General features: G+C 46.0%; 13 protein-coding genes. 5 read left to right on the top strand and 8 right to left on the bottom strand.

Translation table 11 applies throughout. The annotated features are described in order from the left end of the window. Positions 1 to 18: 18 nt before the first annotated feature. The 8 genes from KSW37_RS06150 to KSW37_RS06115 all read right to left on the bottom strand — a co-directional run bounded on the left by KSW37_RS06150 (position 19) and on the right by KSW37_RS06115 (position 18,361). The gene (locus KSW37_RS06150) at positions 19 to 3,222 is read right to left on the bottom strand and encodes a SusC/RagA family TonB-linked outer membrane protein (RefSeq protein WP_217313692.1); all 3,204 of its coding nucleotides are present in this window, start codon (positions 3,220 to 3,222) and stop codon (positions 19 to 21) included. A gap of 371 nt (positions 3,223 to 3,593) precedes the next feature. Then, on the bottom strand, positions 3,594 to 6,584 hold the full coding sequence (locus KSW37_RS06145; RefSeq protein WP_217313691.1) for a two-component regulator propeller domain-containing protein: 2,991 nt from the start codon (positions 6,582 to 6,584) through the stop codon (positions 3,594 to 3,596). 196 nt (positions 6,585 to 6,780) lie between these two features. Then, positions 6,781 to 8,706 carry a glycoside hydrolase family 13 protein gene (locus tag KSW37_RS06140; protein ID WP_217313690.1) on the bottom strand — a complete coding sequence of 642 codons (1,926 nt, stop codon included), beginning with the start codon at positions 8,704 to 8,706 and terminating at the stop codon, positions 6,781 to 6,783. A 24-nt stretch (positions 8,707 to 8,730) separates the two neighbouring features. After that, positions 8,731 to 10,683 (bottom strand): type I pullulanase, encoded by a 1,953-nt coding sequence (gene pulA / locus KSW37_RS06135; RefSeq protein ID WP_217313689.1) that lies wholly within the window; start codon positions 10,681 to 10,683, stop codon positions 8,731 to 8,733. Positions 10,684 to 10,814: 131 nt separating this feature from the next. Further along, entirely contained in the window at positions 10,815 to 12,950 is a 2,136-nt protein-coding gene (locus tag KSW37_RS06130) for a glycoside hydrolase family 97 protein (protein ID WP_217313688.1), read from the bottom strand. 178 nt (positions 12,951 to 13,128) lie between these two features. Beyond that, positions 13,129 to 15,804 (bottom strand): 4-alpha-glucanotransferase, encoded by a 2,676-nt coding sequence (locus KSW37_RS06125; RefSeq protein ID WP_217313687.1) that lies wholly within the window; start codon positions 15,802 to 15,804, stop codon positions 13,129 to 13,131. Positions 15,805 to 15,973: 169 nt separating this feature from the next. Then, positions 15,974 to 17,314, bottom strand: a complete 1,341-nt coding sequence (locus KSW37_RS06120) for an MFS transporter (protein ID WP_217313686.1) — start codon at positions 17,312 to 17,314, stop codon at positions 15,974 to 15,976. A 21-nt stretch (positions 17,315 to 17,335) separates the two neighbouring features. After that, positions 17,336 to 18,361 (bottom strand): LacI family DNA-binding transcriptional regulator, encoded by a 1,026-nt coding sequence (locus tag KSW37_RS06115; protein ID WP_217313685.1) that lies wholly within the window; start codon positions 18,359 to 18,361, stop codon positions 17,336 to 17,338. A gap of 338 nt (positions 18,362 to 18,699) precedes the next feature. Here KSW37_RS06115 and KSW37_RS06110 point away from each other — a divergent pair, with 338 nt between their 5' ends. The 5 genes from KSW37_RS06110 (at position 18,700) to KSW37_RS06090 (ending at position 26,758) form a co-directional block, all read left to right on the top strand. Then, positions 18,700 to 21,792: a SusC/RagA family TonB-linked outer membrane protein gene (locus KSW37_RS06110; protein WP_437183110.1), complete on the top strand. Its 3,093-nt coding sequence runs from the start codon at positions 18,700 to 18,702 to the stop codon at positions 21,790 to 21,792. 21 nt (positions 21,793 to 21,813) lie between these two features. After that, positions 21,814 to 23,547 carry a RagB/SusD family nutrient uptake outer membrane protein gene (locus KSW37_RS06105; protein WP_217313684.1) on the top strand — a complete coding sequence of 578 codons (1,734 nt, stop codon included), beginning with the start codon at positions 21,814 to 21,816 and terminating at the stop codon, positions 23,545 to 23,547. Positions 23,548 to 23,578: 31 nt separating this feature from the next. Continuing rightward, positions 23,579 to 24,838, top strand: coding sequence for a SusE domain-containing protein (locus tag KSW37_RS06100; RefSeq protein ID WP_217313683.1), 1,260 nt, complete (start codon positions 23,579 to 23,581; stop codon positions 24,836 to 24,838). 22 nt (positions 24,839 to 24,860) lie between these two features. After that, on the top strand, positions 24,861 to 26,333 hold the full coding sequence (locus tag KSW37_RS06095; protein ID WP_254368565.1) for an Outer membrane protein SusF domain-containing protein: 1,473 nt from the start codon (positions 24,861 to 24,863) through the stop codon (positions 26,331 to 26,333). 230 nt (positions 26,334 to 26,563) lie between these two features. Continuing rightward, the gene (locus tag KSW37_RS06090) at positions 26,564 to 26,758 is read left to right on the top strand and encodes a transcriptional regulator (RefSeq protein WP_117588153.1); all 195 of its coding nucleotides are present in this window, start codon (positions 26,564 to 26,566) and stop codon (positions 26,756 to 26,758) included. The last annotated feature ends 169 nt before the right edge of the window (positions 26,759 to 26,927 follow it).

Here is a 26,927-nt window from a genome sequence, read left to right as displayed (position 1 = left end):
TAATCCTTGTTCTCCCTATTAGAATGTAAAGTGGAGACCACACATGAATGTGCGTGGAGTTGGGAATGAACAGAAGTTGTAACCTGGAGTGAAGGTACCACCAGCGTAGTCAACGTTATATCCCTTGTAGCCTGTGAAGGTGTAGAGGTTCTGTGCAGAAACATAGAGACGCACACCGCTCACGTAGCCGCCAAACCACTTGTCTGGGAAGTTGTAGCCCAACTCTACGTTAGCTATCTTCCAGTAAGCTGCATTCTGAATCTTGCGAGAACTGAAGAGATCGTTCCATGCCAATGTCGCATTATTGGTATAATAGGTGCGTGGTACGCTAGAGATATAGGTACCGTCATCGGCAAAGCGGTTGGCGTCACCCATAGCAACATCCTTGTTACCAGGACCATAGCAAGAATTTAAACTATTATAGATATCATCTGATACATGGTAGTTGAATACACCGTATGTAGAGATATTCAAGTCGAAGTTCTTATACTCCATGCGAGCGCTCAAACCGAAGTTAACCTTTGGCAGGCCACTTCCCAAAACGGTCTGGTCGTAAGTATCGATTACGCCATCAGGCACACCATCAGGACCAGAAACATCTTTGTATAGACAGTCTCCTACGTTGGCACCCTGCTGTGTTGCATGGTTATCAAGTTGATCCTGTGTACGAGCGATGCCCTCGTATACCCAACCATAGAACTGACCAACCTCCTGACCTACGTATGTAGCGTAAGCACCTGTGATGTAAGACTCTGTACCGAAACCGAGAGAAGTTACCTTGTTCTTCAAGGTACTCAAGTTGGCACTGATATCATACTTGAAGGCGTGATCATGGTTGCGATAAGTAGCAGAGAACTCGAAACCACTGTTCTCCATAGAGGCAGCGTTCATAGTTACACTAGTGTTAGCAACACCAGTCTGAGCTGGTACTGGTACACCATAAAGCAAATCTTCTGACTTATTCTTATACCATTCAGCTGTGAACTCTAAACGATTGTTGAACATAGCCAAGTCGATACCTATGTTGGTAGTCTTCTTCTTCTCCCAAGCGATGTTCTCATTTACGTATGTTGCAATCTTAGAACCTGTCACCTTGTCATTACCAAAGCTATAGGTCATGTTGTTACGGTTCATTGTTGCCATATACTGGTACTCACCGATGTTCTCATTACCGAGTTCACCGTAGCTGGCACGCACCTTGAACATATTGACGATGTCATGACTGATAGGGAAGAACTTTTCCTTATCGAAACGCCAACCTACAGATATAGAAGGGAAGGTTGCCCAACGGATATTCTTGGTCAAACGTGAACTACCATCTCGACGTACTACAGCAGAAAGCAAGTACTTCTCATCATAGTTATAGTTCAAACGTCCTACGTATGATGCCAAGGCATGCTTGTACTCAAATGACTCAGAGTAGGTGTTCTTGGCATTCTGAAGCTGGAGGAAGTAAGGTTCTGTGAAGTTGATACCCCAACCAGTCAGGACATTAGTATTTTCCTCCTCATAGGTCATACCAGCGAGCAGGTTGATGTTGTGCTTGCCAATCTTACCATCGTATGTAATGGTATTCTCAACCAAGGCATCGCTGTAGTTGCGTGAACCCTTGGTAAGGCGCTCGTTCTCCTTGGCGAGGTATACACGGTTGCTCTGAATCCAGGAAGGAATCCAAGTCTTGTCCTTAGCCTCGGTCTTGCTATAAGAGAGGTTCACATTATAATGAAGGCCATGGTTCTTGCTCTTAATGCCTACCATCTTAAAGAGGTCTACATCAGCAGAAGCCGTACCTACGAAGCGGTCTACCAAAGTGTTGCGCTGCAAGAGGTTATTCACCAATAATGGGTTGGATGCAGAGATATCACCGTGGATGCCATCATAGTAAACACCATAGCCATAGGCATCGTAGCGATAACCATTAGCTGCACCTACCTTGTCATCGAGAACCCATGTTGATTTATCATAAGCCTTGATGGTTGGCTGCATCAAGAGTGTACCACGGAGCACGTTGGTTACAGATCCATAAAGTCCCTGAACATACTCGCCGGCATTAGAAAGACCCATATTGTCCTGGTCTGAATGAGAATATACCAAGCTAGTACGGAACTTCACGAATTTGGTGTCCATAGTGTTGTTGACGCGGGCTGTGTAACGCTCGTAGTTAGGACCTGCACCTTCCAAGGTACCCTTCTGGTTGAAGTAATCGAGAGATACATTATAAGTACTGTTGGCACTACCACCGCTGAGGGCTACGTTATGGTTCTGTCGGGTACCAGTCTTGAATACCTCGTCAAACCAGTCTGTATTGGTTGCATCCTGGAAATGATATTTGCCATCCTCACCAAGTTTATAACCACCTGCGAGAGTTGTATTAGAGTTGGCGCAAGCCTGACCGAGATAGTTGCTATACTGGTCGGCATTCATCACATCATATACATCACTAGGAATCTGGTCAACACCGAAGTAACCAGAGTAGTTCACCTTCAGAGGCTGATCTTTCTTACCATTCTTGGTAGTGATAATAACGACACCATTCGCAGCACGAGAACCATAGATGGCACCCGCAGAAGCATCCTTCAGAATCTGAATGGTCTCGATATCATTAGGAGAGAAGTCACGGATAGTGGTACCCATTGGCACACCATCGATGACATAAAGAGGAGCTGTGCTACCGAAAGAACCGATACCACGAATTCTCACACTAGGATCTGCACCAGGCTGACCATCAGATGTAATCTGCACACCGGCAACCTTACCTTCAAGCATAGTAGAGATGTTAGAGTTTGACACCTTCTTCATCTCCTCAGCATTTACGATAGATACAGAACCGGTAAGGTCTGCCTTTTTCTGTGTACCATAACCCACTACTACAACCTGATCGAGCACCTGATTGTCGGCAGAGAGTTGGATAGATTCGATAATGGCACGACCGCGCACTGCAATCTCACGCTCCTTGTAGCCAAGATAGCTCACGAAAAGAGTCGCATTAGCCTTTACTCGAATTTCGAAATTACCATCTAAGTCGGTAACTGCACCAGTCTTGGCATCTTTAGTCTTAACTGTTGCACCAATCAGAGGTTCACCCTGATCATCTACAACATGTCCCTTGACCGTGATCACCTGATCTTGTGCAACTGCAGCCATTGCGGACATTGGGGTGACAAAAGAAGCACCACCAACAGCACCTAGGCATAGCATCATAGAGAATAATTGTTTCCTCATTGCTTATCAATTTTTAGGTTTATACTTTGTTTATTCAATTTTTACAGTTTGTTATTGCTTCGTCCGTTCTCTTTTTAGGTTGCGGATGAAATGATTAATGCTGGCCAAACTATACATCAACCATCATTTTTCAGTGGCAAAAGTACAATTTATCGGATTATATTGGGTGGACAAATGGGTTTTATAGGTGGACAAAACGTATAAACAGTGGATTTTTAAGGATATTACGTGCTTATCCACCAGTTGTGTACCCACACATACAAAACAAGGGGGTTACTTGACTTATATCAAGCAACCCCATGGTTTTATTTTGTTTACTTAACAAATTATCACATCCTGGAACATTATTTCTCCGAAGAATCCAAGGAGAACTATGCCATATCTGAACCCTGAGAATCCAACTGATCCTTATATGCAGTCGGAGAGATGCCAAACTGCCTGGTGAAGCAACGGGTGAAATACTTCGGATCGTTGAAGCCTACACGGTAGGCTATCTCCGTGATATTTCGGTTGGAAGTTTTATCAGCCATCATCTTGCGCGAGATGTCGAGACGGTAGTTGCGGATAAACTGGGCTGTTGGCAAGCCTGTCTCCTTGGTGAGATTCTTGCTCAGCACACTGCGGGATATGCCCAAAGCATCTGCCAGTTCCTGAACTCCGAACTCAGAATTATCGTAGTTTTTCTCCATCACATCCATCACTTCTTCCATGAATGGACGCGTATTCTCCTCTACCATCTTCCTGTCAACCTCAATGCTCTTCTTCTGACTGTCCTGATAACGCTTCTGGTTCTGCAGAATCATCTGGATGCGACTCTGCAGTTTTTCTGGTTCATCACTTTCCTTCATGGCAGCCTCGATAGGACGATACAGAGCTTCTACTTCCTCTTCGCGCATCTTGTTGAGACGGCGCACATAAGCATATTGGAGCAAGGCGATGATACCTATTATAATAAGGGTAACAAACCACCAGCTCTTCCAGAAATAAGGAGTAATCTGAACTTCTACAGAGATCACCTGCTCCTTGTCGGAATTGATAGATGGGATATATTTCACCTCAAACTTATAGTCTCCAGCTGGCAGAGTGGAATAACGCACACTATGCTGACCAGCCTTGAGTTGAACCCACTCATTCTCGTATCCCTTCATGCGATAAAGGTACACACCCTGTGTCTCGCAGCCATAATTGAGCGCTGAGAAAAAGAGGGTGAACGACTTATCACTCTCATGGATACGCAACTTTCTGGCAATAGAAATGTCTTCTTCCAGATAATCGCTGCCGGCAAAGACAGGCTGGTTATCTACCAGAAGTTCGGTAAAGCACAACTTACCCGTCTGATGCACAGAACGGTTTATGCCCTTTACAGCCATCATACCCACATCGGTGCCCAGGAATATTTCGTCCTTGGCATTGCGGATGGCACCATTGAAATAGAACTGCGAACTGATCAGACCATCTTCACGGGAGAAACTGCAGAATGCCTCGGTCTTCGGATTGAAGATAGAGAGTCCGTTATCGGTAGCTATCCACAACATACCCTGATTATCCTCTACAATACCCTTCACGATATTGTTGGCAAGTCCGTTATTGGTGGTATACGACTTCACTTGAGTCTTTCCGTTTTTATCGCTGGTATAGCAATACAGACCGTAGCCGTTACTGCCCATCCATATCTTTCCATCCTTAGCCTGACAGAAAGACAATATCTTATCGAAGACTCCACTCTTCGGATTGTCGAGTTTATACTGATGATACGTCACAGCGAAATCGCCCTTGCCATGAGCACGCGACTTGAGGTCGACCTCTACCATTCCCCGCACACAACCCATCAGGAGTTTGCCCTTTCGGGTTATCAGAGAACCAATGCAGCCGCGCACATTCTGGCATCCCCTGAAAGGTTCAATGAGTTGGCGGCGCTTCATATCATAGAAGAAGAGACCGTCATTGGTTCCGAGCCACATACCATCATTGATAGGATCGTAAGCCAAGGCACCGGCAAAGTTGAGTAAATGCTGATGCTTTGCATCTATCACCAGAGGAATAATCTTGCCCGGCTGACTGAGATTCATCACAGCAAAGCCCCTTCCCCAGGTACCAATCCAGAGCTGATTGCGGTTATCGGCTGCAAGAACCGAGACGGTATTATGCGGCAAACCGGAATTTGCCACCGTATAATGAATAAAGTTCCTGCTGCCTGGAGCCAAAGCATTGAGACCTCCCTCTACTGTTCCTACCCACAGGGTTCCGTCGGCTGCCGCATACATGGCATTGACAGCATTAGGAGAGATACTGCCCGGGGTGGCGGGGTCGTGACGGTAGAATTCCAAATCCAGCTGACGTGGAGCCAGTTTGATAACACCACCCGTCTCAGAGCCTACCCATATCTGTCCGTTCTTTGAGAAAAGACTGTTGATAAAGTTGCTGCTCAGCGGATTCACAGCCGTAGCAGTATTCCAATGTTCTATCTCTCCGGTCTTATCATTGAAGATATCTACGCCACAGAGCGTTCCTACCAAAAGTTTGTCATCTGGAGAAACGGCAAGGCTCGTCACTACTTCGTGCTGGAGCGAATGGTCGGTAGCAGAGCTATGGAATTCCTGCTTGCCACTATTAAACAATCCGCGATTCGTACCCATCCATATCTTGCCATGATATGAGATGATGGCACCGGCATACCTACCTTCGAGCGGAGGGAAGAGGGATGAGATGTTCTTTGCCACAAGCTGATTGTTCTTCACTGAGAACTCGCTCACCACTCCATTGTTGCATAATACAACTGTTCCTCTGCGATAGACATCACAGATTCCGAGGTCGGGAGCATTATAAGGATAGGATGTGGACAAGACGCTGCTCACCTCGCCCTTTTCGTTAAAGCCGAAACGGGTAAGCTGGTTGAAAGACAGCATCCATATATTGCCCTTTGCATCACAATATATTCGGGTGCAAAGGTTCTTGAATACTTTGTTGAGTTGTGCCTCTACCTGACTGTTCTCACAAGGTGGAACAACAGGCTGCATGGTATTGAGGTCGAGCACCTGCGGACCTTCTTCGAAAGCCACCCAAAGGCGCTTGAACGGATCTTCGCAGACATTACGGCAACTGTTGCTTCGCAGACTGATTCCTACAGACCCCAAACCGAAGTTCATGAAATTGAAACCATCGTAGCGTACCAATCCACCACCATGTGTACTGATCCATACGAAGCCGTAGGAATCCTGAAAGATATCATCAGCAAAGTTATTCGGCATACCTGCAGCCATATTGAGATAGCTTACATTATAGCGACTAGGCAGCCCACCTTGCGCCCAACTGCTCAAGGTTATGAAAAGAATGCTTATTATAGAAAGAATGTATCTAATCATTTATCTATATAGGTTATGCGTGCAAAAGTACGAAGAAAAAATGAAACCAAAGAATATTTATATAAAAAAACGTTCCTAGAAGTGTAAATTTACAACTCTAGGAACGTTCATATAGGAATATACTTGCGTTGGCAATTGAAAGTACTTTCATCAGGCATCGAAAGTACTTTCATCGGGCAACGAAGCTACTTGCGTTTTAGAACTCAAGAATCATGCTCTGGCGAGGACGGAGCTTCACGTTCTTGTTGATAAGAACGGTGCGACCGTTTGTAACATCCGTAGCCTTATCATGAGAACCGATAATCTCTGCATAACGGGAAACATTCAGTTCGTTTGCCTCGTTCTTGCCATTGATAACCGTCATCACATTCTTACCCTTATACTGGCGGGCAATGACATACACACCCTTCTGTGGACAGAACTGGGTCTGCTTGCCCTTGGTGATAACCTCGTTGCCCTGACGCCAATGCAATAATCGGCTGAGCCAGTCGAACATCTGGTTTTCTGCCAGTGTTCTTCCTTCGGCAGTAAAGGCATTGTGCTTATCACCAGCCCAACCGCCAGGGAAGTCCTTGCGTACATTGCCATCGGTCACGCTCTTGGTACCATTCATCAGCACCTCTGTACCATAATAGAGCTGAGGAGTGCGATTGATGGTCAGAAGCAATGACAGCGCCTGCTTCAAAGCCAGGGTATCCTTGCCTTCGCCCAGAAAGCGGTCGGTATCATGATTCTCGATGAATGCCATTACGCTCTTTGGATTAGGATAGAGATAGTCGTAGCAGAACACGTTGTAGAGACGGTTCATGCCGTTCCACCAGTCATCGGTCTCCTCTTTCTTTGCACTGTTGATGCGGTCGAAGAAGGCGAAATCCATAACGGTTGGCAGATAGCTGTTCTTCTCAGAAAGTTTGCTGTCCTTCTGCCAGGCTGCAGTATAGGCAGGTTCGGTTACCCAAGTCTCGCCTACGGTATTGAAGTGAGGATACTCCTCGCCCAGCACCTTCATCCAGTGTGCCATCGCATCGCGGTCGGCATAAGGATAGGTATCCATACGGATGCCGTCGATACCAGCGCTCTCTATCCACCACTCACTGTTCTGAATCAGATACTTGATAACGTGTGGGTTACGCTGGTTGAGGTCTGGCATAGTTGGAACAAACCAGCCGTCTACGGTTTCTGTGAGATCAACCTTGCTGGCGTATGGGTCAAGTACCGGAGTCAGCTTATAACTGGTCTGCAGATACTTATCGTTCACCTTAGCAGCGCCATCCACCGTACCGATGCTCTTCTGATGCTCGGCAGTCTGATTTTCAGGAGCCAGCCATTCTGGTTTATTAAACCAGTCCTTTGAAGGCATATCGGCAACCCAAGGATGCTCGAAGCCGCAATGGTTGAAAATCATATCCATCACAATCTTCAAACCTTTCTTGTGAGCCTCATCTATCAGCTGCTTATAATCGGCATTGGTTCCGAAACGTGGGTCTACACGATAATAATTGGTGGTAGCATAACCATGATAACTGCTGTTCTTGCCGTTACTTGGACTGTCGTTCTCCAAAACCGGGGTAAACCACAGGGCGGTTACACCCAACTGGTTGAAATAATCAAGATGCTGGCGGATTCCCTCCAGGTCGCCACCATGCCGCAGACTAGGCTCTGCACGGTTGCAGGTCTTATCACGCATCGTCTTAAAGGCATCATTCTTCAGATTGCCGTTGGCAAAACGGTCTGGCATCAGCATATAGAGCACATCTTCATTAGAGAAACCGATGCGCTTATCGCCCGCCATCTCACGGTCTTTCAACACATACTTTACCTTCTTCGACTGTTTGCCCTGCTTGAAGTTGAGGGTCATCTCACCAGCCTTTGCCCCATCGAGGTTAAGATAAACCAGGAGATAATTAGGAGAATCAAGGCGGGCGATGCTGTCTACCTTCACACCCGGATAGTCTACCGTTACATCGGCATTCTTGATATCCTTGCCATACACCATCAGCTGGAGTGAAGCATCTTTCATGCCCACATACCAGTCGGTAGGTTCAATGCGGTTCACGTTGACCGCCGCATTCATACTTATTGCACTACTCATAAGCAATAAAGAAGCTATTATCTTTTTCATATTACACCTTATTATATATATAAACTATTTCTGATAAAGTATCAGGGCTGACTGAGGGGCAACCTCAACTTCCTTTCCCGAAACAAAGCCTAAGCCTTCCTCATTGATTATACCATTGCAGCAAGCCACGGTATAATTACCCTCAGGAATCTGCATCTTCTTTGCCTCCTTATTGAAGTTATAGATCACGATGATGTTCTTCCACGCATCAATGCCCTCCAGATTCTTGAGTTGGAAACCTACGAGGCAAGTCTCCTGAACAGGCAGAAACTTCAGATGCTGACGCACCTTATCGCCTGTTGAAAGACGGAAGGCTGGATGATTCTTACGGAGCTGGATCAGACTCTTGTAATAAGCAAACGCCTGCGGATACTTCTGCAGATTGGTCCAGGTAAACTGGTTGATGCTGTCAGGAGAATTATAGCTATTGTGTACTCCCTTCTTGTCGCGGAGCATCTCTTCGCCGGCAAGGATGAAAGGAACACCCTGTGAAGTGAAGACGCAGGTCTGCGCAAGCTTATCGATGCGGAGCAACTCGGCAGTACGTATCGCTTCAGGGATATTCTTGTCGGTAAGAGATGCGATGCTTGCCTTCAGACGGTCTACCAGACACATATCGTCGTGGCAGCTTACATAACTAATCTGCTCGGTAGGATTGTTGGTCCAAGGCTCCTTGTCATAGTTCACCTTTGTCATATCCACCTGCGGATGAGCAATGCCACCCACAATACCGAACTTCAGGCTCTCCTCCTGACCTGTAAGACCAGCCAGGAGCGCACCATTATGGTCATCAGAGAAAGGACCACGGAGCGCATCGCGCATATCATCGCTGAAAGCACCGATGCCCTTGAGCTGCTGGGTATTCGCCTTCACCGCCAGTTTCCCGGTAGGATAAGCACAACTGCCTGCACTCCATCCCTCACCATAAATATAAATGCTAGGATCGATGCGGTTTACCATCTCACGGATAGCCTGCATGGTTTCGATGTCATGAACGCCCATCAGGTCGAAACGGAAACCGTCGATATGATATTCGTCTATCCAATATTTCACGCTCTCCAGCATATACTGACGCATGAGAGGCTTTTCAGAAGCAGTCTCGTTTCCACAGCCTGAACCGTCAGAATACTTACCGTCCTTGGTCTTGCGATAATAATAATCAGGATAGGTACGCTGGAAATTGCTGCCGTTGATATCGAAAGTATGGTTATATACGGCATCGAAAATCACTCGGATGCCTGCCTTATGCAGCGCCATCACCATCTCCTTGAACTCCTTGATGCGGGTTGCTGGAGAATAAGGGTCGGTAGCGTAACTGCCTTCCGGCACATTATAGTTTTTCGGATCATAACCCCAGTTGAACTGTGGTTTGTCGAGTCGGTTCTCATCTATAGAAGCGAAATCGAATACAGGCTGGAAGTGGATGGCGTTGATGCCCAGATTCTTGAGGTATTCGATGGCCTTAGGCTCGGTGAGGGCGAGATATTTACCCTTATATTTCAAGCCGGATGTAGGAGAAATGGAGAAATCACGCACGTGAAGCTCGTAGACAACGAGATCGGCTGGCGATTTCAGGGCAGGACGCACGTCCTTATCCCATCCAGATGGATCGGTATCATACAAATCTACTATGGCGCCACGGTTTCCGTTCACACCTACCGCCTTGGCAAATGTGCCCGGTGTTTCACCCTTGCCTATATCAAAGGTATAGAACTTTCCCTTGAGGTCGCCCTTTACTGTAGCCTCCCAGCGTTCGTCACCCAACTTCTTCATCTTCAGCGTTTTATATGCTTTTCCTCCCTGACCTTGCTTATAAAGGCGGAGGGTTACAGAAGATTTTTGGGCTGTTGGAGCATTCAGGATAAACATGGTTTTCTCCTTGGAATACATCATCTCATTGAATGTCTGCTGGGCATTCAATGAAGTTGGTAAAACGGTTGCTGTCAATGCTGCAATTATTAGTTTTTGGACATTCATATTGTTAAGTTGTTGTTATACAGGATATTAAAGCGAACTGAGCGAAAAAAACTGTGACAGATTATCTACGCTCATTTTTAGCGTATTTCCGACCAACCGGACAGTTGGACGGAAATACGGAAATTATAGGCTTATTTAGCGAGCAAAGAGATGGCGAAACCACCACCACGTGCTTCGTTAATCTTCAAAACATCACCCTTCTTCACAGTCTTGTGAACAATCTTGTAAGATTTAGGGTTCTTCTCATAGTCAGCATTCTTGCCGTCCTGATAGATAGCGCAAGCATACTTCTTGCCCTTATCCAGGAAGTCGAGTTTTACTACGGCTGTGCGGGCTGCATCAGTCTTGCCACCAACAAACCAGTTATCGGTACCCTTAGCCTTACGGGCTACGGTGATATACTTGGCTGGCTCAGCCTCCAGATACTTGGAGTCGTCCCAGTCGCAAGCTACGTCGCGGATGAACTGGAAGGCATCGTCATACTTCTCATAATGCTCTGGAAGATCGGCAGCCATCTGCAAAGGACTGTACATTACGAGATAGAGAGAAAGCTGACCACAGAGGGTGGTATGAACATAACTCTTATTGTTGCTCCACTCAGAAAGCTTGGTCTCGAAGATACCAGGAGTATAATCCATCGGACCACCCTGCAGACGGGTGAATGGCAACATTACGGTATGATAAGGCTTGCTGCCGCCAAATGCTTCATATTCTGTACCACGTGCACTCTCGTTGCCAACCAGGTTAGGCCAGGTGCGGCAGATACCTGTAGGACGGGTTGCCTCGTGGGCATTCACCATAATATGATGCTTGGCAGCGGTCTCGACGACACGCTGGTAGTGATTGTTCATCAACTGGCTGTAGTGATACTCACCTCTTGGGATGATATCACCTACATAACCGGTCTTCACGGCATCATAACCATATTTGTTCATCAGGTTGAAGGCATCTTCCAGATGGCGCTCGTAGTTGAGAGCTGCAGAAGATGTCTCGTGGTGCATCATCAGCTTCACACCCTTAGAGTGAGCATATTCGTTGAGCATCTTGATATCAAAGTCAGGATATGGAGTCACGAAGTCGAAGACATCAAGTTTCTGATGACCGAACCAGTCTTCCCAACCTTCGTTCCAGCCTTCTACCAATACTTCCTGCAAACCGTTCTTGGCTGCAAAGTCGATGTAGCGCTTCACTTCCTCGTTGGTTGCACCATGAGTACCGTTAGGCTTGCACTTGCTGTAATCGGTTACACCGAGACGCACAGATGGCAGATCGTTGGTATAGCTCCAGGTCTTGGTGCCTACAATCATGTTCCACCATACACCGCAGTACTTGGTAGGATGAATCCAGGATGTATCCTTAATCTTGCAAGGCTCGTTAAGGTTCAATATCAACTTGCATGAAAGCATATCACGTGCATCATCACTTACCATCACGGTACGCCAAGGGGTATTGAATGGTGTCTGGATGAAGCCCTTTCTGCCCACGGCATCAGGAGTGAGCCAAGACTCGAAGGTCAATGTCTTTTCATCCAGATTGAGGTGCATGGTAGGATAATCCAGACAGGCAGCCTCATGGATGTTGATGTAGAGTCCGTCCTTGGTCTTCATCTGGAGAGAGGTCTGAACACCGGTATCAGAGAAGACGGTGGTAGATGAATTGCTCTTGTAAGCTTCACGGTTTTTCGCAATAATTGGGCGAATGCCTGTCAATGGAGTAATGTTGTAATCATACTCCTGTGTATCATAATCACCAGGAATCCAGTAAGCGGTATGATCGCCTGCCATGGCAAACTGGGTATGTTCCTCCTGGATGACAAAATAATTCAGACTTTCCTGTTGTGGGAACTCATAGCGCAAGCCCATACCATAATCATATACACGGAAACGGATGGTAATGTTACGCTTAGAAGCAGCCTGGTTCAGGTTTACCTCCATCTCGTTATAATGGTTGCGGATGGTAGCGGTCTCGCCCCATACCGGCTTCCAGGTTTCATCGAAAGTAGATGTCTTGCTGCCGGTTTCAGTAAAACCATCCATCAGGCTGGTTTCCTCCATACCCTTAGAGGCATGTTTATCCTTAGCCAGTTCCAATCCTAAGTGGGATGGCTTGCATACAGTCTTTCCCTTATAGCTCATCTCATAGGTAGGCTGTCCCTTTTCGGTCAAAGAGAATGTTACCGAGACGTTGCCGTCAGGCGACTTTACGGTCTGGGCCGCTGCCAACATAGGAAGCAAGAGACCCATCACTAATACATTCAGTTTTTTCATACTGTTCAGTTGTTGTTTATTCTTGTTTTTGAATCTTCGTTAGTTTATCTCAATCATTATCTGTTTATTCTTAAGATAGTGCAAAGATACAAAAAACAAAAATACCCTCCACATTTGGGAGGGTATTTTTCTGCAAATGAGTGTGCAAACGTTTGCACGGTATATATAATCATGTTAGTTAGACTCTTCCAGACTGCGAAATCATTTCGGTGATATTCTGCACGAAACGCTTGTCAGCTGCCAGATCCTCTATGTTGAGGTGCATGCGGTAACGCCAGTAATGCTTAGGGTTAGCCGGGATATTGATACGCTCAGCATCAGCATCAGGCAGACGGAGAGCCTCATCGGTAGCCAACCAGTCCTGGATGCTCAATATGCAGAGCATGGATGGAGAGGTGAGATGGCGGCTGATGATGTCGCTAGCCAACCAGCCTGGGAGTGGATGAGGTGCTGGTCCCTGACGGTAGAGCATCGTATTGTAATACTCCTGGGTACGCTGGATATTCTCATCCCACCACATGCGCAGAGTAGGCATATCGTGGCTCGAAATAGTACATACCGAGCGGTATGGGTTACGGCTCAGATGTCCGAACTTAACCGATGGATCCTTTGGCATGCTCTGGAGTTCCAAGCCCAACATCTTCAATTCGTTCATTACCCATGGCACACAATCAGGCACCATACCAAGGTCTTCTGCACAAACCAGCATGCGGGTAGCCTGAACCAGCTTAGGCAACTTTTTCATCGCCTCCTGATACCAGAACTGGTTGTTGCGGCGATAGAAATAGTCGTTGTAAAGGCGGTTGAACGCAGCCTTGTCATTATCATAGAGCGACTCGTAGATAAAGTCAAGCTGGGCTGAGATACGTGGATGGAAGACGCTAGGGTTGGTATGATCACGTACAAAGAGTACATCGCTGATCAGGGCATACAAGCCATCACGCAGCCAAAGTTCCTTCTCATCTGTTGCATCAGCAAATAGAGCCTCTACCTTGCGCTGGGTATCTACCTCAGGCTTCATCTGATAACGCTCGTCATCCAGACGGTCGAGATACTTCTCCTTTACCTCGCCGGCACGCTCATGGAACATGCGGTCCAATACCCAATCGGTAATGAACGGACGGGTAAAACGGTCTTCCTGGAAGTGCAAACCATAGCTTTCTATCTCTTCACGGCTCATGGCAAGCGCCGGTGCAAACTGTCCGAGCAATCCATGTACGCTATGTACCGGAATCTCCCAGATACGGAAGAAGCCCAATACGTGGTCGATGCGGTAAGCATCAAAATATCTTGCCATGTTCTGGAAACGGCGGTTCCACCACTGGCAGCCATCCTTCAGCATCTCAAACCAGTTATAGGTAGGGAATCCCCAGTTCTGACCATTGGCAGAGAAGTCATCAGGTGGAGCGCCCGCCTGACCATTGAGGTTGAAGTATTTAGGTTCCGTCCATACATCGCAACCATTGCGGTTTACGCCGATTGGAATATCACCCTTCAAAATAACGCCCTTAGCCTTGGCATGCTCGTGAGCCTCCTGCATCTGGCGGTCCAGTACGAACTGTACGAAATAAAAGAACGCCACGTTCTTGTAAGCAGCAGTCTTAGGGTCGGCAAGCGCCTTGCGCTCAGCCTCATCCCATACCTGATGATCTGGCCACTGGTTGAAATCAGCCGTACCATTCTTATCACGCAGGTATGAATACTGTGCGTAAGGAACCAGCCACAGTTCAGTATCCTGGAAGAAAGCCTTATATTCGGCTGTCTTCATCATCTTTTCACCTTCCTGATTAAAGATTTGGCGCAAGTAATTTATCTTGAAATCATTTACTTTCTCGTAATCTATCTTATCCAGTGCGTTCAACTCAGCACGTGTCTTCTCAGCCTCAGCACGAGCCTTGGCATCCTTCAGCTCTGGGAGAGCATGGAGGTCGGCATACTGCGGATGAATAGCGAAGACGCTGATGCAGCTGTATGGATAACTGTCGGTCCATGTATGAGTGATGGTGGTATCATTGATAGGAAGGAGCTGGAGCACCTTCTGACCGGTAGAAGCCACAAAATCAATCATGGTCTTCAGGTCACCGAAATCACCGATACCGGCACTCTTACGGGTACGCAATGAGAATACTGGCACCTGCGTTCCGGCAAGTTTGCGGTTATACAGAGCGAAGAAAGCCTGGTCGAGTTCATAAGATACCAACTCACCTGCCTTCATCTCCGGCAAATCCACGGTTCTGTTCATGCTGTTTTCCCAGAGAAGCTCGTTCTTTGCATTTCTGAAAGCAACGAACTTAAACTCCAGATGGCTGCCCTCAAGATGAGTCACATCAATATCAGCAACCCATTCATTATAGGTATGCTGAGTCATCGGAAGAATCTTCTGCACATCCCAGGCACCCAATACTTTATCTGCACCCAATACACCCAGACGCTCACCATCACGAAGCTGAGGAGCACGGACTATCAGACGCACAATCTTGCTGCCCGTTTCCGGCTTCATCTCCTGTGGAGCCTGATGATTGATGCAATCGGTAAAGGCACTGCTGTAGAGGTAAGCATCCTCAGGCATTGCCTTCCAATGATCGTAAAGGGTATAAACCGCAGCCTTCTTGGCATTTACATCGAGCTGATGCTTAATCATAAGCCATTCGGTCTTGACTGCTCTTCCTTCACGTTCTACACTATAATAATAGGTATACGATTTTTCTGGTGATTCAACACACCAGTCGCATGCCCATCTTTCACCATCTGTTGTCTCGAGAGGAAGTTTCAGTTCACCTTCCTCCGTCTGAATGTTTACGACGATCTGTTCGCCGAACATTGCTTTATACTCAATATTAAACTGTACTGTCATAAGACTCTTAAAGGCTCTTGAAAATGTTATAATTTATATTTGCTGCCACAAAGGTAAGAAAAACGCATGAAAAACGTATCAGAAATTTGCATATTTTTTTCTCACAAATCATGCAAACGTTTGCACATCCCCACTCCGTAGAAACAATCAATTAATCGTTCATCTCATTTTATTCTGATTTTTTATCCTTGATGATGCTCACAGACAGCGCACCCGCAATCAGCAGAATACCTGCCACAATCATCATATCGCTCTGACGAGAACCCACCAGCCCCAGGATAGTTCCACCGCAGATGGCAGCCACAATCTGAGGGATACAGATTGTTCCGTTAAACAGACCGAGATAAGCACCCATGTGACCATATCCCTGCAAAGCATTGGTAACAAAGGTGAAAGGCATCGCCAGCATGGCTGCCCAACCGGCACCAATCATCAGGAACGGAACAAACTGCAGATACTGGTCATGCAGGAATGGTATCAGGGCAAAACCCACACCGCCGATAACCAGACTGACAGCGTATGCCACCTTCGTATTCTTAAACTGAGGGAGAATCACAGCCCAGATAACACTACCTACAGCCTGAACTGCAAAGAGAATGCCCACCCAGTTGCCTGCCTCCTGAAATGCTTCAGAAGCAGGGTCGGTAGTATTCCATACGGTTTCAGCGATGGCTCCCGTAGAATAATTCCAGAGATAAAGGAAACCAGCCCAGCAGAAGAACTGAACCAGTCCCACCTTCCAGAAGGTAGATGGCGCCTTGCGCAGCAAAGTAATCCAACCGGCCTTGTCTTCAGAAGCCTCAGCATTAGGATTCTTCACTCCTCCCTCTTCACTCTTCGCTTCATTATACTCCGCATACTGCTGTGGATTCCACTCCTTCACCTTCATCGTGGTGTAGATAACACAGAGAATCAGGATAGCCGCACCGATATAGAACGACCAGATGACAGAATCAGGAACCACACCCTTCTCAGCATAATTTTTGATACCGAGGAAGGTAAAGAGGAACGGGAAGATATATCCGGCTACAGAACCGGCATTGCAGAGGAAACTCTGGATAGAGTAAGCCTTTGCCTTCTGTTTTTCATTTACCATATCACCTACCAGCATCTTGAACGGCTGCATCGCCATGTTAATGCTCGTATCGAGGAACATCAGCGCTATCAGTCCGAAGAGCATCGCACCGCTCACGGTCAGTCCGAGCGAACCGGCGTTCGGCAGCAGGCACATTACCAGGACGGCAATCGTAGCACCCACAAAGAGATAAGGGATGCGGCGACCGAAGCGGCACCACGTCTTATCGCTCAACGTGCCCACGATAGGCTGAACCAGGATTCCCATCAGAGGAGGGAGAATCCAGAAATAACTCAAGTTGTGTGGGTCAGCACCCAACGTTGCAAAGATTCGGGAGATGTTGGCGCTCTGTAGGGCGTAGGCAATCTGTACTCCGAAAAATCCGAAGCTCAAGTTCCAGAGCTTCCAGAAACTTAAATCAGGTTTTTGTTTCATCGTTATATTGTTTTTATATTTTTATCTTGTTGTTCCTCTCACCACGAGTCGTGTTCTCACCACTCTTTTCTCAACCTCATCTCTAGGGATGGAGCCTTCCACCTGACCAATCAGAATATTGGCAGCTTCCTCGCCTACGGCTACACCTCGCTGCTCAACCGTAGTAAGCATCGGGTCGCACGCCTTGGCACGGTCACCATTGGTGAATCCGCAGATGCTGATTTCTTCAGGCACCTTGAACCCCATCCGCTTGGCGGTATAGAGGATGCCGATTGCCGTATCATCATTGATGGCAAAGAAAGCATCCGGACGATCTTCCTCTATCAGAATATCCGGCGTTATTGCTTCGGCATTGGCACGGTCATCACAGATCTTCACCCAGTCAGGGTTCTCCGTCAAACCATGCTTTACCAGCGCATCATGATAACCGTTATATCGGTTTTTGGAGATTTCCAGATTCATCGGCGAGCCGTAGAAGGCAATCTTCTTGCAGCCCGTATCAATCATGTGGGTAACGGCAGTAAAGGCACCCATATAGTCATCTACCACCACTCGCGAGCAGTTCACGCCCGTACATATTCTATCATAGAAGATGAGCGGCACCCCTTTCTGCAGCAGCTTTTCGAAATGGTCATACTGCTTGGTATCCTTCGCCTGTGAAACGATGATGCCACAAACCTTGTTCTGATAGAAGTCTTCACAGATGGCCACCTCCTTATCGTAACGCTCGTTACTCTGCGCCACCATCACACGGTAACCTCTGGCTCTAGCCTCTTCCTCTATACCCGAAAGCACCGACATGAAGTAATAGTGTACCACCTGAGGCACAATAACTCCAATCACCTTCATCGGCTTCACCTTATTATGTCTTAAAGCTTCACCCAGGAAATTAGGAAAGAAGTTATGTTCACGCGCGTATTTCTGAATACGCTCCTTCTGGGCAGTACTGATACGAGAACTGTCCTTCAATGCCCGGCTCACTGTGGCAACACTTACGCCCAGGTCGCGAGCAATATCTTTCATTGTTATTATTTCTTTATCACCCATTGTTTTTAGATCTGCTGCAAAATTACGAAATATCCTCAATATCAGTTCAAAAATCTTGACCTAAATCAAGTAATTTCAGTGCAAACGTTTGCACAAAATAAATAACGGAATTAACACAAAAATAGTACAACATTAGAGAAAAGAACTTAATTTTGCACACAGAAACGACAAGTTTATGGGCAAACGCCCCATTCCTACCTTATATAATATAAGTAAGATGCCAGAAAGACTAAACAAGAGCCAGAACGGCATTTTGAGTAGGAACGACAACAACTTAAGCCAAGAAGAAAAGAAGAAAAAGTAAATAAATATAATACATTAACTTAAAAATCAAGCAAATGATGAAGCAGGTAAAAATTAAATTGCCTCTCAGAGCGTTGACCCTAGCAAGCGGTCTGCTTCTGACGGTGAGTTCCTTTGCGCAGAGTAATGCAATTAAGGGACATGTGAAGGATGCTTCTGGTGAGCCTATCATGGGTGCTACCATTACAGTTAACGGTAAGGCAGTGGGCATTACCGACATGGATGGTAACTTCTCAGTTGATGCAGCGCCAGGTGCCAAGATTACATTCACCTATCTGGGTATGACACCACAGACTGTGAAGGCATCTAGTAACATGAACATTACCTTGGAAGATGACTCTAAGTCTTTGAACGAAGTCGTTGTCATCGGCTACGGTGTGGCAAAGAAGAACGACTTGACAGGTTCCGTTACAGCTATCAAGCCTGATGAGAAGAACCATGGTATCATTACTTCCGCACAGGATATGATCCAGGGTAAAATTGCCGGTGTAAATGTAAACTCATCAACGGGTGCTCCTGGTGATGGTGCACAGATTCGTATCCGTGGTGGTGCTTCTCTTACTGCGAGCAACAACCCATTGATTGTTATCGATGGTATGCCTATGGATAACAATAATACAAAGGGTGTTAACAACCCTCTTTCTCTTGTCAATCCTAACGATATCGAGAGCTTCACCGTATTGAAGGATGCTTCAGCTACAGCCATCTATGGTTCCCGTGGTTCTAATGGTGTCATCATCATTACCACCAAGAAGGGTCGTAGCGGTCAGAAGCCACAGGTTTCTTACAATGGTACACTTTCAGTAAGTACTGTTGCCAAGAAGATGGATGTGATGAATGCTTCCGAATATACAGACTTCATCAAGAACTATTATGGTGAAGATTCTTCTGCCTACAAAGGTTTAGGCTGGAAGAAGTTCAATGAAGATGGAACTCCAGATTATTCTGCCGGCACATACGATACCGACTGGCAGGACGAGATTTACCGTGCAGCTGTCAGCCATGAGCATAATGTAAGTTTAACAGGTGGCATCAGCAAGCAGTCTTGGTCTATGCCATATCGTGTCAGCGTAGGCTACACTGGTCAGGAAGGTATCTTGAAGGGTTCTGACTATAAGCGCGTTACCGCAGGCTTCAACATCAATCCTTCATTGCTCGACAAGCACCTCAACCTGAACATCAACGGTAAGTATTCTTACTCAAAAACAAATCCAGGTGGACAGGATGCAGTAGGTGCAGCTGTCTCTATGGATCCTACTCGCCCTGTAAAGAGCAGCGACGAGAAATTCAAGAACTGGGGTGGCTATTGGCAGTGGGCATTACCTACTACCTCATATGACCCAACATTCCCATATAACCGTAACGACGATGCTCCTACAAACCCTGTAGAAAAAGTTGAAAACTACGATTTCTACAAGAGTGCGCATATTCTCTTGGGTAATGTAGAGGCAGACTATAAGATACATGGTTTCGAAGACCTTCATCTTCACGCCAACATAGCTGGAGAATATAGCACTGGTGGAGAGTACAACACCAACAATCCACAATCTACATACGGATTCTACTATGGTGGCAACAGCGAAAATAAGGAGAAGAAGTATAACGTTGTAGCTACTGCCTATGCTCAGTACACCAAGGACTTCAACAAGGCTAACCACTTCGACATCATGGCTGGTTATGAGTATAGCCACATGAAATATTGGGGAGACCAGTGGAGCAAGTCTATGTATCCATCTACCTACGAAGGTAAGAACGACAAGGGCGAAGCTCTTGCAGGAACCGTGAAGTCTTACGATACAAGCAACTGGAAGGGACAGACTTACCTCGTGAGCTGGTATGGACGTGCCAACTATTCTCTGTTGGATCGTTACCTCCTTACATTCACTGCCCGTTATGATGGTTCAAGCCGCTTTGCAGACGGACACCGTTGGGGTTTCTTCCCATCAGCAGCCTTCGCATGGCGTATCAAAGACGAAAAATTCCTGAAAGATGTTGATGCTATCAGCGACTTGAAACTCCGACTTGGTTGGGGTAAGACCGGTCAGCAGGATACAGGTAAAGAGTACTACACCGCTACCTATAAGAAGAGTACAAGTAATCACTTCCTCTATCCAATCGGTGGTATTGCCAACAACCCAGGTTTGCTCTACCGTCCATTGGCATACAATGACGAATTGACTTGGGAGACGACTACTACATGGAACGTAGGTCTCGACTATGGTATGTTCGACCAGAGACTCACCATCAACCTTGATGGTTATATCCGCAAGACAACCGACTTGCTCAGCACAACAACCATCGCTGCAGGTCAGAACTTTGACAATGCGCTCTTGATGAATGCAGGTACATTGGAAAACAAGGGCTTTGAGGTAGCTATCACAGGTCGTCCTATCCAGACCAAGGACTGGTTTGTAGAATTGAGCGTCAACGCTGCTTACAACAAGAACGAGATTACCGAACTTGCAGGCGGTCGTGATTTGATGGAGGCAGGAATGAAGGTAGGTCAGGACCAGGCTATCACCTATCATAAGGTAGGAAAGCCAGCCAACTCATTCTTGGTTTACCAGCAGGTTTACGATGAGAGCGGACGTCCAATCATGGGTTGCTACGTAGATCGTAATGGCGATGGTACAATTGACGAGAACGACAGATACTTCTATAAGAATATCGTGGCTCCTTGGACAGGCGGTTTCAGCTTCAAGGTTGCATACAAGAACTGGGATCTCGGCAGTAATTTCCGTGCAAGCTTCGGAAACTATCTCTACAATGGATACGCTGAGGGTGCAATAAATACGAAAGAAATTTGTAGTGCTAAGGGATATTACAAAAACAGCACAAAGGATATTGTAAATTTGGGCTGGACTTCATACAACTATCCTCTTACTGACTACTTCGTTCAGAATGGTAGCTTCTTGAAGTGCGACAACATCACACTGGGCTATAACTTCAACAATCTGCTGAAGGGTGGCAACTACAAGGGCATCTCTGGCCGTATCTACGCCTCATGCTCTAACGTATTTACTATCACCAAGTATAAAGGTATCGACCCTGAAGTAACATCAGGTAAGGACGACAACATCTATCCTCGTTGCCGCACATTCCTGCTCGGTCTGAACCTTAACTTCTAACATTTTAAAATAGATTTCGATATGAAACTCAATAAATTCAAAATAATTGCCCCAGCAGCAGCTCTTCTGCTTTCAGCAAGCTTGAGCTCTTGCATGGATGACTTGAACAAGGGAAACATTGACCCTACTGTTGATGCCAATCCTAATATTATGGGCTTATACAGCAAGTGCTATGCTGGTCTTATCATGGAGGGTAATGACGGTAATGCCGATTTCACTATCGACGACAATGGTAAGTCAACCCTTCTACGCAACCTGTTCAACTTCAACGAGGTACCTACCGACGAAGCTGTCTGCTGGTGGTCGGATGGCGGTATCGCAGATGTTGCCTACAATAAGTTCGATCCGGGTAATGCTACTCTGAAGAACCTCTACTATCGTCTGATGTCGAACATCTCTTACGAGAATCATTTCTTGAGCCTCGACGCAGCCAAAGAGGATAAAACTAAGTATGCAGAGGTACGTGTACTTCGTGCCTACAGCTATTTCTTGATGCTCGACTTCTTCGGAGACCCGACATTCATTGACAAGATTTCTGCAGAGACACCGCGTCAGGCTCACTCTTACAACTCTAATTTTGAGGAAGGCAAGAGCTACACTCGCGCAGAGCTTCTTCAGATGGGCCGTGAATTCCTGTTCAACTGGGTAAAGGACGAATTGCTGGCAGCAGAGCCAGACTTGCTGGCAGCAAAGCCTGAGACTGACAGCGACCCAGACTATGGTCGCATTGACAAAGGCACATGCTGGTTGCTCTTAAGCCGTCTGTACCTCAATGCTGGTACATACCTCAATAACGATGGTCAGAACAATCAATATTGGGATAAGGCTCTCGAATATGCCGAGAAGGTTATCAATTCAGACTATAAGCTCTTCGATGACAGCAAGATGTCTAATGAGGCAAAGGCTAATGGCTACAAGCCATACGACCTGCTCTTCATGGGCGACAATGGTTCAAATGGTGCAAGCTGCGAGGCTCTTCTCCCATTGATGCAAGATGGAGAAAAGACTCAGGGATGGGGTGGTTCTATGTTCTATGTAGCAGCTCTTTGGGATGCTACGATGCAGACTGTTACAGGTAAGGATGCTGCCACTACTGCCAACACATGGTCAGGTATGCGTGTTCGTCCACAATTCGTAGAGAAGTTCTTCACCGATCCAAAAGTTGTTGTAAACAAGTCAGCTTCCGAAATCCGTGCTATGAACGTTGACGACCGTGCTATCCTTTGGGGTAAGGGCAACAGTGACGGCGATCGTACTTTGGAGATTGGTGCTAACGATAAGTTCGTCAAGGGTATTGCAACACCAAAATGGAATAACAACTATTCTAATGGTGGTACTCCTCACGACAGCTATAACGTAGATATAGACTTCTTCCTCTTCCGTGTAGCTGAGGCTTACCTCAATGCAGCAGAGGCAGAGATGCACATCAATGGCGAGGGTTCGGCTAAGGCTAAGGGTTATATCGACGCTCTCCGCAATCGTGCCCACGCAGCCGTACGTGCTTCTTATACTCTTAACGACGTGCTCGATGAGCGTGCCCGTGAGTTGTATTGCGAAGGTCTGCGCCGTACCGACTTGATTCGTTTCAATCAGTTTGGTGGAACTCAGGCTACATACAAATGGGAACTTAAGGGTGGTAGTACTAATGGTACAACCTTCACCAAGACCTATAATGTATATCCTCTCCCATCTTCAGAGGTTCGTTCTAACAAGAACTTGACACAGATTGATGGATACAACGAGGTTCAAAACTAAAGTATAATAGAATTATAAAAGAAAACACAATATGAAGAATAAATATATAATTGGTGCTCTGCTTATCGGCATCATCAGCTTATTCGCATCATGTTCGGATGACAACGACTCAAACCCAACGCTGATTCAGCCTACGGAGTTCAAGTTGAATACTCCAGAATATGTAAATTCTACTATTGACTTGGCGCATTCTACAGAATTAGGCCTTACATGGTCACAGCCTAAGTACACAGCAGACAATGCTCCAATCAATGTAACATACGAGATACAGGTTTCTCCTACTAACTCTTTCACAGTTTCTACTGACGAAGCTGCGGCAGACGAAAGTGGCGAAAAGGTGCCAGACTACGCTGTTCTTAGCAATACCACACAGAGATGTGATATTTCAGCCTCTGCTGAAGAAGTTGACAAAGCTTTGGTGAAGATTCTGAAATGGAAAGAAGACAATGTTCCTGCTGAGCAGGAGGTGTACGTTCGTATGAACGCTTTCATTCTGGAAGGCACAAATCATCTGAACCCTATCGCATCAAACTCAGTAAAGCTTAACGTAAAGCCTTACTACATAGAGTTGAAGGATGCTACTCCTATCATGTGGTATCTTGTAGGTAACATGTTCGGAGGCAATTGGGGCGATAAGAAGGAAGATATTGGCGTAAAAGCTTTCCCTATGTTCCTGAAGCCTAACTACTCTTACGACAAGAAGACTGGTGCAGGCGAGGTAGAATACACAAACTACTTCATTACGGGTGATTACAAGGACAATGGAGACGTTGATGGAGCAGGTTTCAAGATTCAGTCAGACTTCGATTGGACTCACAGTATGAATTCCAAGGGCAACACTGCGGGCACAATAGTATATCGTGCTACTGAGGGCGAAAGTGGTCACATCGTAGCTCCAAAAGCAGGTTACTTCACAATCACAATTAACACTGCAGACAATACTGCTACAATGAAAGAATACGAGGGTACAGTGAAGGATTATGGTACTATCCAGATTGCTGGCTCATTCAACGATTGGGCAGATACTCCAATGCTTCCTTACAATACTGAGGGCGTTGAGAACCATGCTTGGTACTACGTAATGGAAGTTCCTGCTGGCGAGACTGCACAGTTCAAGTTCAAGATTGCAGGATCTTGGGATACAAGCTGGGGATATGGCGCAGAAGATGGCGCTATCAACATGTATGGTAAATGTGGTACAGGTGGTAACTCTAACCTCGGCTTGGCAGAAGGCAAGTATGTCATCTCATTCAACGACATCACAGGTGCATTCAGCATCGTTAAATTGTAAATCACTTAAAGTATAGACAATTATGATTAAGAAAATATTATTGGGAATGACCCTGCTGATGTCTATGGTATCTTGTACCGAGGACTACACAGATTGGGGTAACCCACAGAGCAATCCTGAGGAGGAAGCTGTATCATTTGGAAACGGTAGCGTTACTCCAGAAGGTGTCATCAACTTGGCAGATGTTACAGGAGATAAGGTAAAAGTAGCGAGCATTGTTGCTCCTACTTCTACCAAAGATACTTACACGCCTAGTTTCAAGATTAATTTCGATGGTCAGTCATTCGACATTGATGCTAATGGTAACATGGCAAAAGCTGACTTGGTAAATTACATCACAGGTAAGTTTGGCAAGCGCCCAACAGAGCGCGACCTTGATGCCACTCTTGACGCATGGCTAAGCAATGGTTCAACAGCCGCAAAGATGGCTACATCTGCAAAATTCCAGGTAAAGGCTGTTCCAGAGGCTCCATTCATAGATGCAGCTTACTACCTCGTAGGTGACTTGACCGGATGGGGTTTGGATACCAAATTGAAATTTGCTCACTCTGATGTAGACGTTTATGAGGATCCTGTATTCACCCTTATGTTTACAACAACTAAGGACAATCAATGCTGGAAGATAATTCCACAGGGAAATGTAGATGCTGGTAACATTTGGGCTGTAGAAAATGCTCCTAAGGGTGTTGTTGGTATTGAACAAGATGGAGATAACGCTATGAGCGGTAAACTTCTTACTACCAACTCTAAGGGTAATAAGGCTGGCGCTGGTAAGATTGCCAAGGCAGGTATGTATCAGATGACAATCAACATGATGGACTACACTTATACCATCAAGCAGATTGCACCAGAATATTACCTTGTAGGTGCATTGCAGGACTGGAAAGCTGATAAACCTGAATACAAGACTTGTCTCATGTATGCAGAAACTCCTATGGTTCAGAGCTATACTACTAAGTGGAATGGCGATGCAAATCTAAAGATTATGCTTGGTAGCGATTTCGGAAAATGGGAAAATGCTTATGGTAGTGCAACAATGGCTGACGCCAATACTCCAACAGGTAGCTTAAAAGCTGACAATAATGCTGGTGCCATCATTTGCCCTGAAAAAGGTGCATTCTATACCTTTACTGCAGATTTCTCTACCATGACTTACAAATGGACAAAGCTCGAGAACCAGAATCCTACAGCATACGAGAAAGTTGGTCTTATCGGTGTTGGTGGCGATTGGGACAATGATGTTGACATGACAGAGGTTACTCCTCACAACTGGTTTATTGAAAAAACCATCCCTGAAGGTAGCTTCAAGATCCGTGCTAACCATGAGTGGAACGATGCAGCCAACTGGGGCTTTGCAGAGGGTCAGAAATTCTCTTCAACTGGTAAGTTGATTACAAGCGGAGGCAGTAAGGATATTAAGATTGCTGCTGGCAAATACCGCATCTTCTTCAATGATATTACTCTCGAGTATGCTATCATTGCTGTTGCAGAATAAACATTTATTTTAATAATACATTATAGGCGGCTCTCAATTCCGGGAGCCGCCTATTTTTCTTTCTCCCCATCCTTTTCAAGTATTTTTTCCCTAAAACCTTGGAAGTTACGAGGAAAAGTCGTATCTTTGCAGAAGAAAAGCTGCACTCGGCAAATTGAAAGCAAGTTTTCTTGGCGCTCGTTTGCATTTTCTTTGCACCGAATAAATACAACATTTATATTTTTATGATTATGAGAACAGGCGACAAAGTATTAATATCTCCAGACTTGACACATGCCAAAGACTGGACACAGGGCGAAGTGATTGAAGTTGAGAACAATCCTTTCGTAGGAATTGTCATCTCCGCAAAAACCGCAGATGGGAACATCTTCTTTGGATATAAAGACTTATTTGAACCAGTAAAGGAGGCAGTATGTACGCACTAGCATTTGATTTGGTTAAAAACTCATAGAATAGACGACTCTCCTCCAATCCGGGAGTCGCCTATTTTTTCTTTATCCCCCTCTCAACATTTTTTTCCTAAAACCTTGGAAGTTATGAGGAAAAGTCGTATCTTTGCAGAAGAAAAGCTGCACTCGGCAAATTGAAAGCAAG

Origin of the sequence: Segatella copri (genome assembly GCF_019127135.1) — a bacterium.
In the GTDB taxonomy this organism is placed as follows: Bacteria; Bacteroidota; Bacteroidia; order Bacteroidales; family Bacteroidaceae; genus Prevotella.
Note: the sequence above shows the minus strand (reverse complement) of the source record. Positions and strands in the feature narration are given on the sequence as shown.

Coding starts and splice junctions, on each gene's coding strand:
- KSW37_RS06150 (WP_217313692.1), bottom strand. CDS start 3,222: ATGAGGAAACAATTATTCTCTATGATGCTATGCCTAGGTGCTGTTGGT.
- KSW37_RS06145 (WP_217313691.1), bottom strand. CDS start 6,584: ATGATTAGATACATTCTTTCTATAATAAGCATTCTTTTCATAACCTTG.
- KSW37_RS06140 (WP_217313690.1), bottom strand. CDS start 8,706: ATGAAAAAGATAATAGCTTCTTTATTGCTTATGAGTAGTGCAATAAGT.
- pulA (WP_217313689.1), bottom strand. CDS start 10,683: ATGAATGTCCAAAAACTAATAATTGCAGCATTGACAGCAACCGTTTTA.
- KSW37_RS06130 (WP_217313688.1), bottom strand. CDS start 12,950: ATGAAAAAACTGAATGTATTAGTGATGGGTCTCTTGCTTCCTATGTTG.
- KSW37_RS06125 (WP_217313687.1), bottom strand. CDS start 15,804: ATGACAGTACAGTTTAATATTGAGTATAAAGCAATGTTCGGCGAACAG.
- KSW37_RS06120 (WP_217313686.1), bottom strand. CDS start 17,314: ATGAAACAAAAACCTGATTTAAGTTTCTGGAAGCTCTGGAACTTGAGC.
- KSW37_RS06115 (WP_217313685.1), bottom strand. CDS start 18,361: ATGGGTGATAAAGAAATAATAACAATGAAAGATATTGCTCGCGACCTG.
- KSW37_RS06110 (WP_437183110.1), top strand. CDS start 18,700: ATGATGAAGCAGGTAAAAATTAAATTGCCTCTCAGAGCGTTGACCCTA.
- KSW37_RS06105 (WP_217313684.1), top strand. CDS start 21,814: ATGAAACTCAATAAATTCAAAATAATTGCCCCAGCAGCAGCTCTTCTG.
- KSW37_RS06100 (WP_217313683.1), top strand. CDS start 23,579: ATGAAGAATAAATATATAATTGGTGCTCTGCTTATCGGCATCATCAGC.
- KSW37_RS06095 (WP_254368565.1), top strand. CDS start 24,861: ATGATTAAGAAAATATTATTGGGAATGACCCTGCTGATGTCTATGGTA.
- KSW37_RS06090 (WP_117588153.1), top strand. CDS start 26,564: ATGAGAACAGGCGACAAAGTATTAATATCTCCAGACTTGACACATGCC.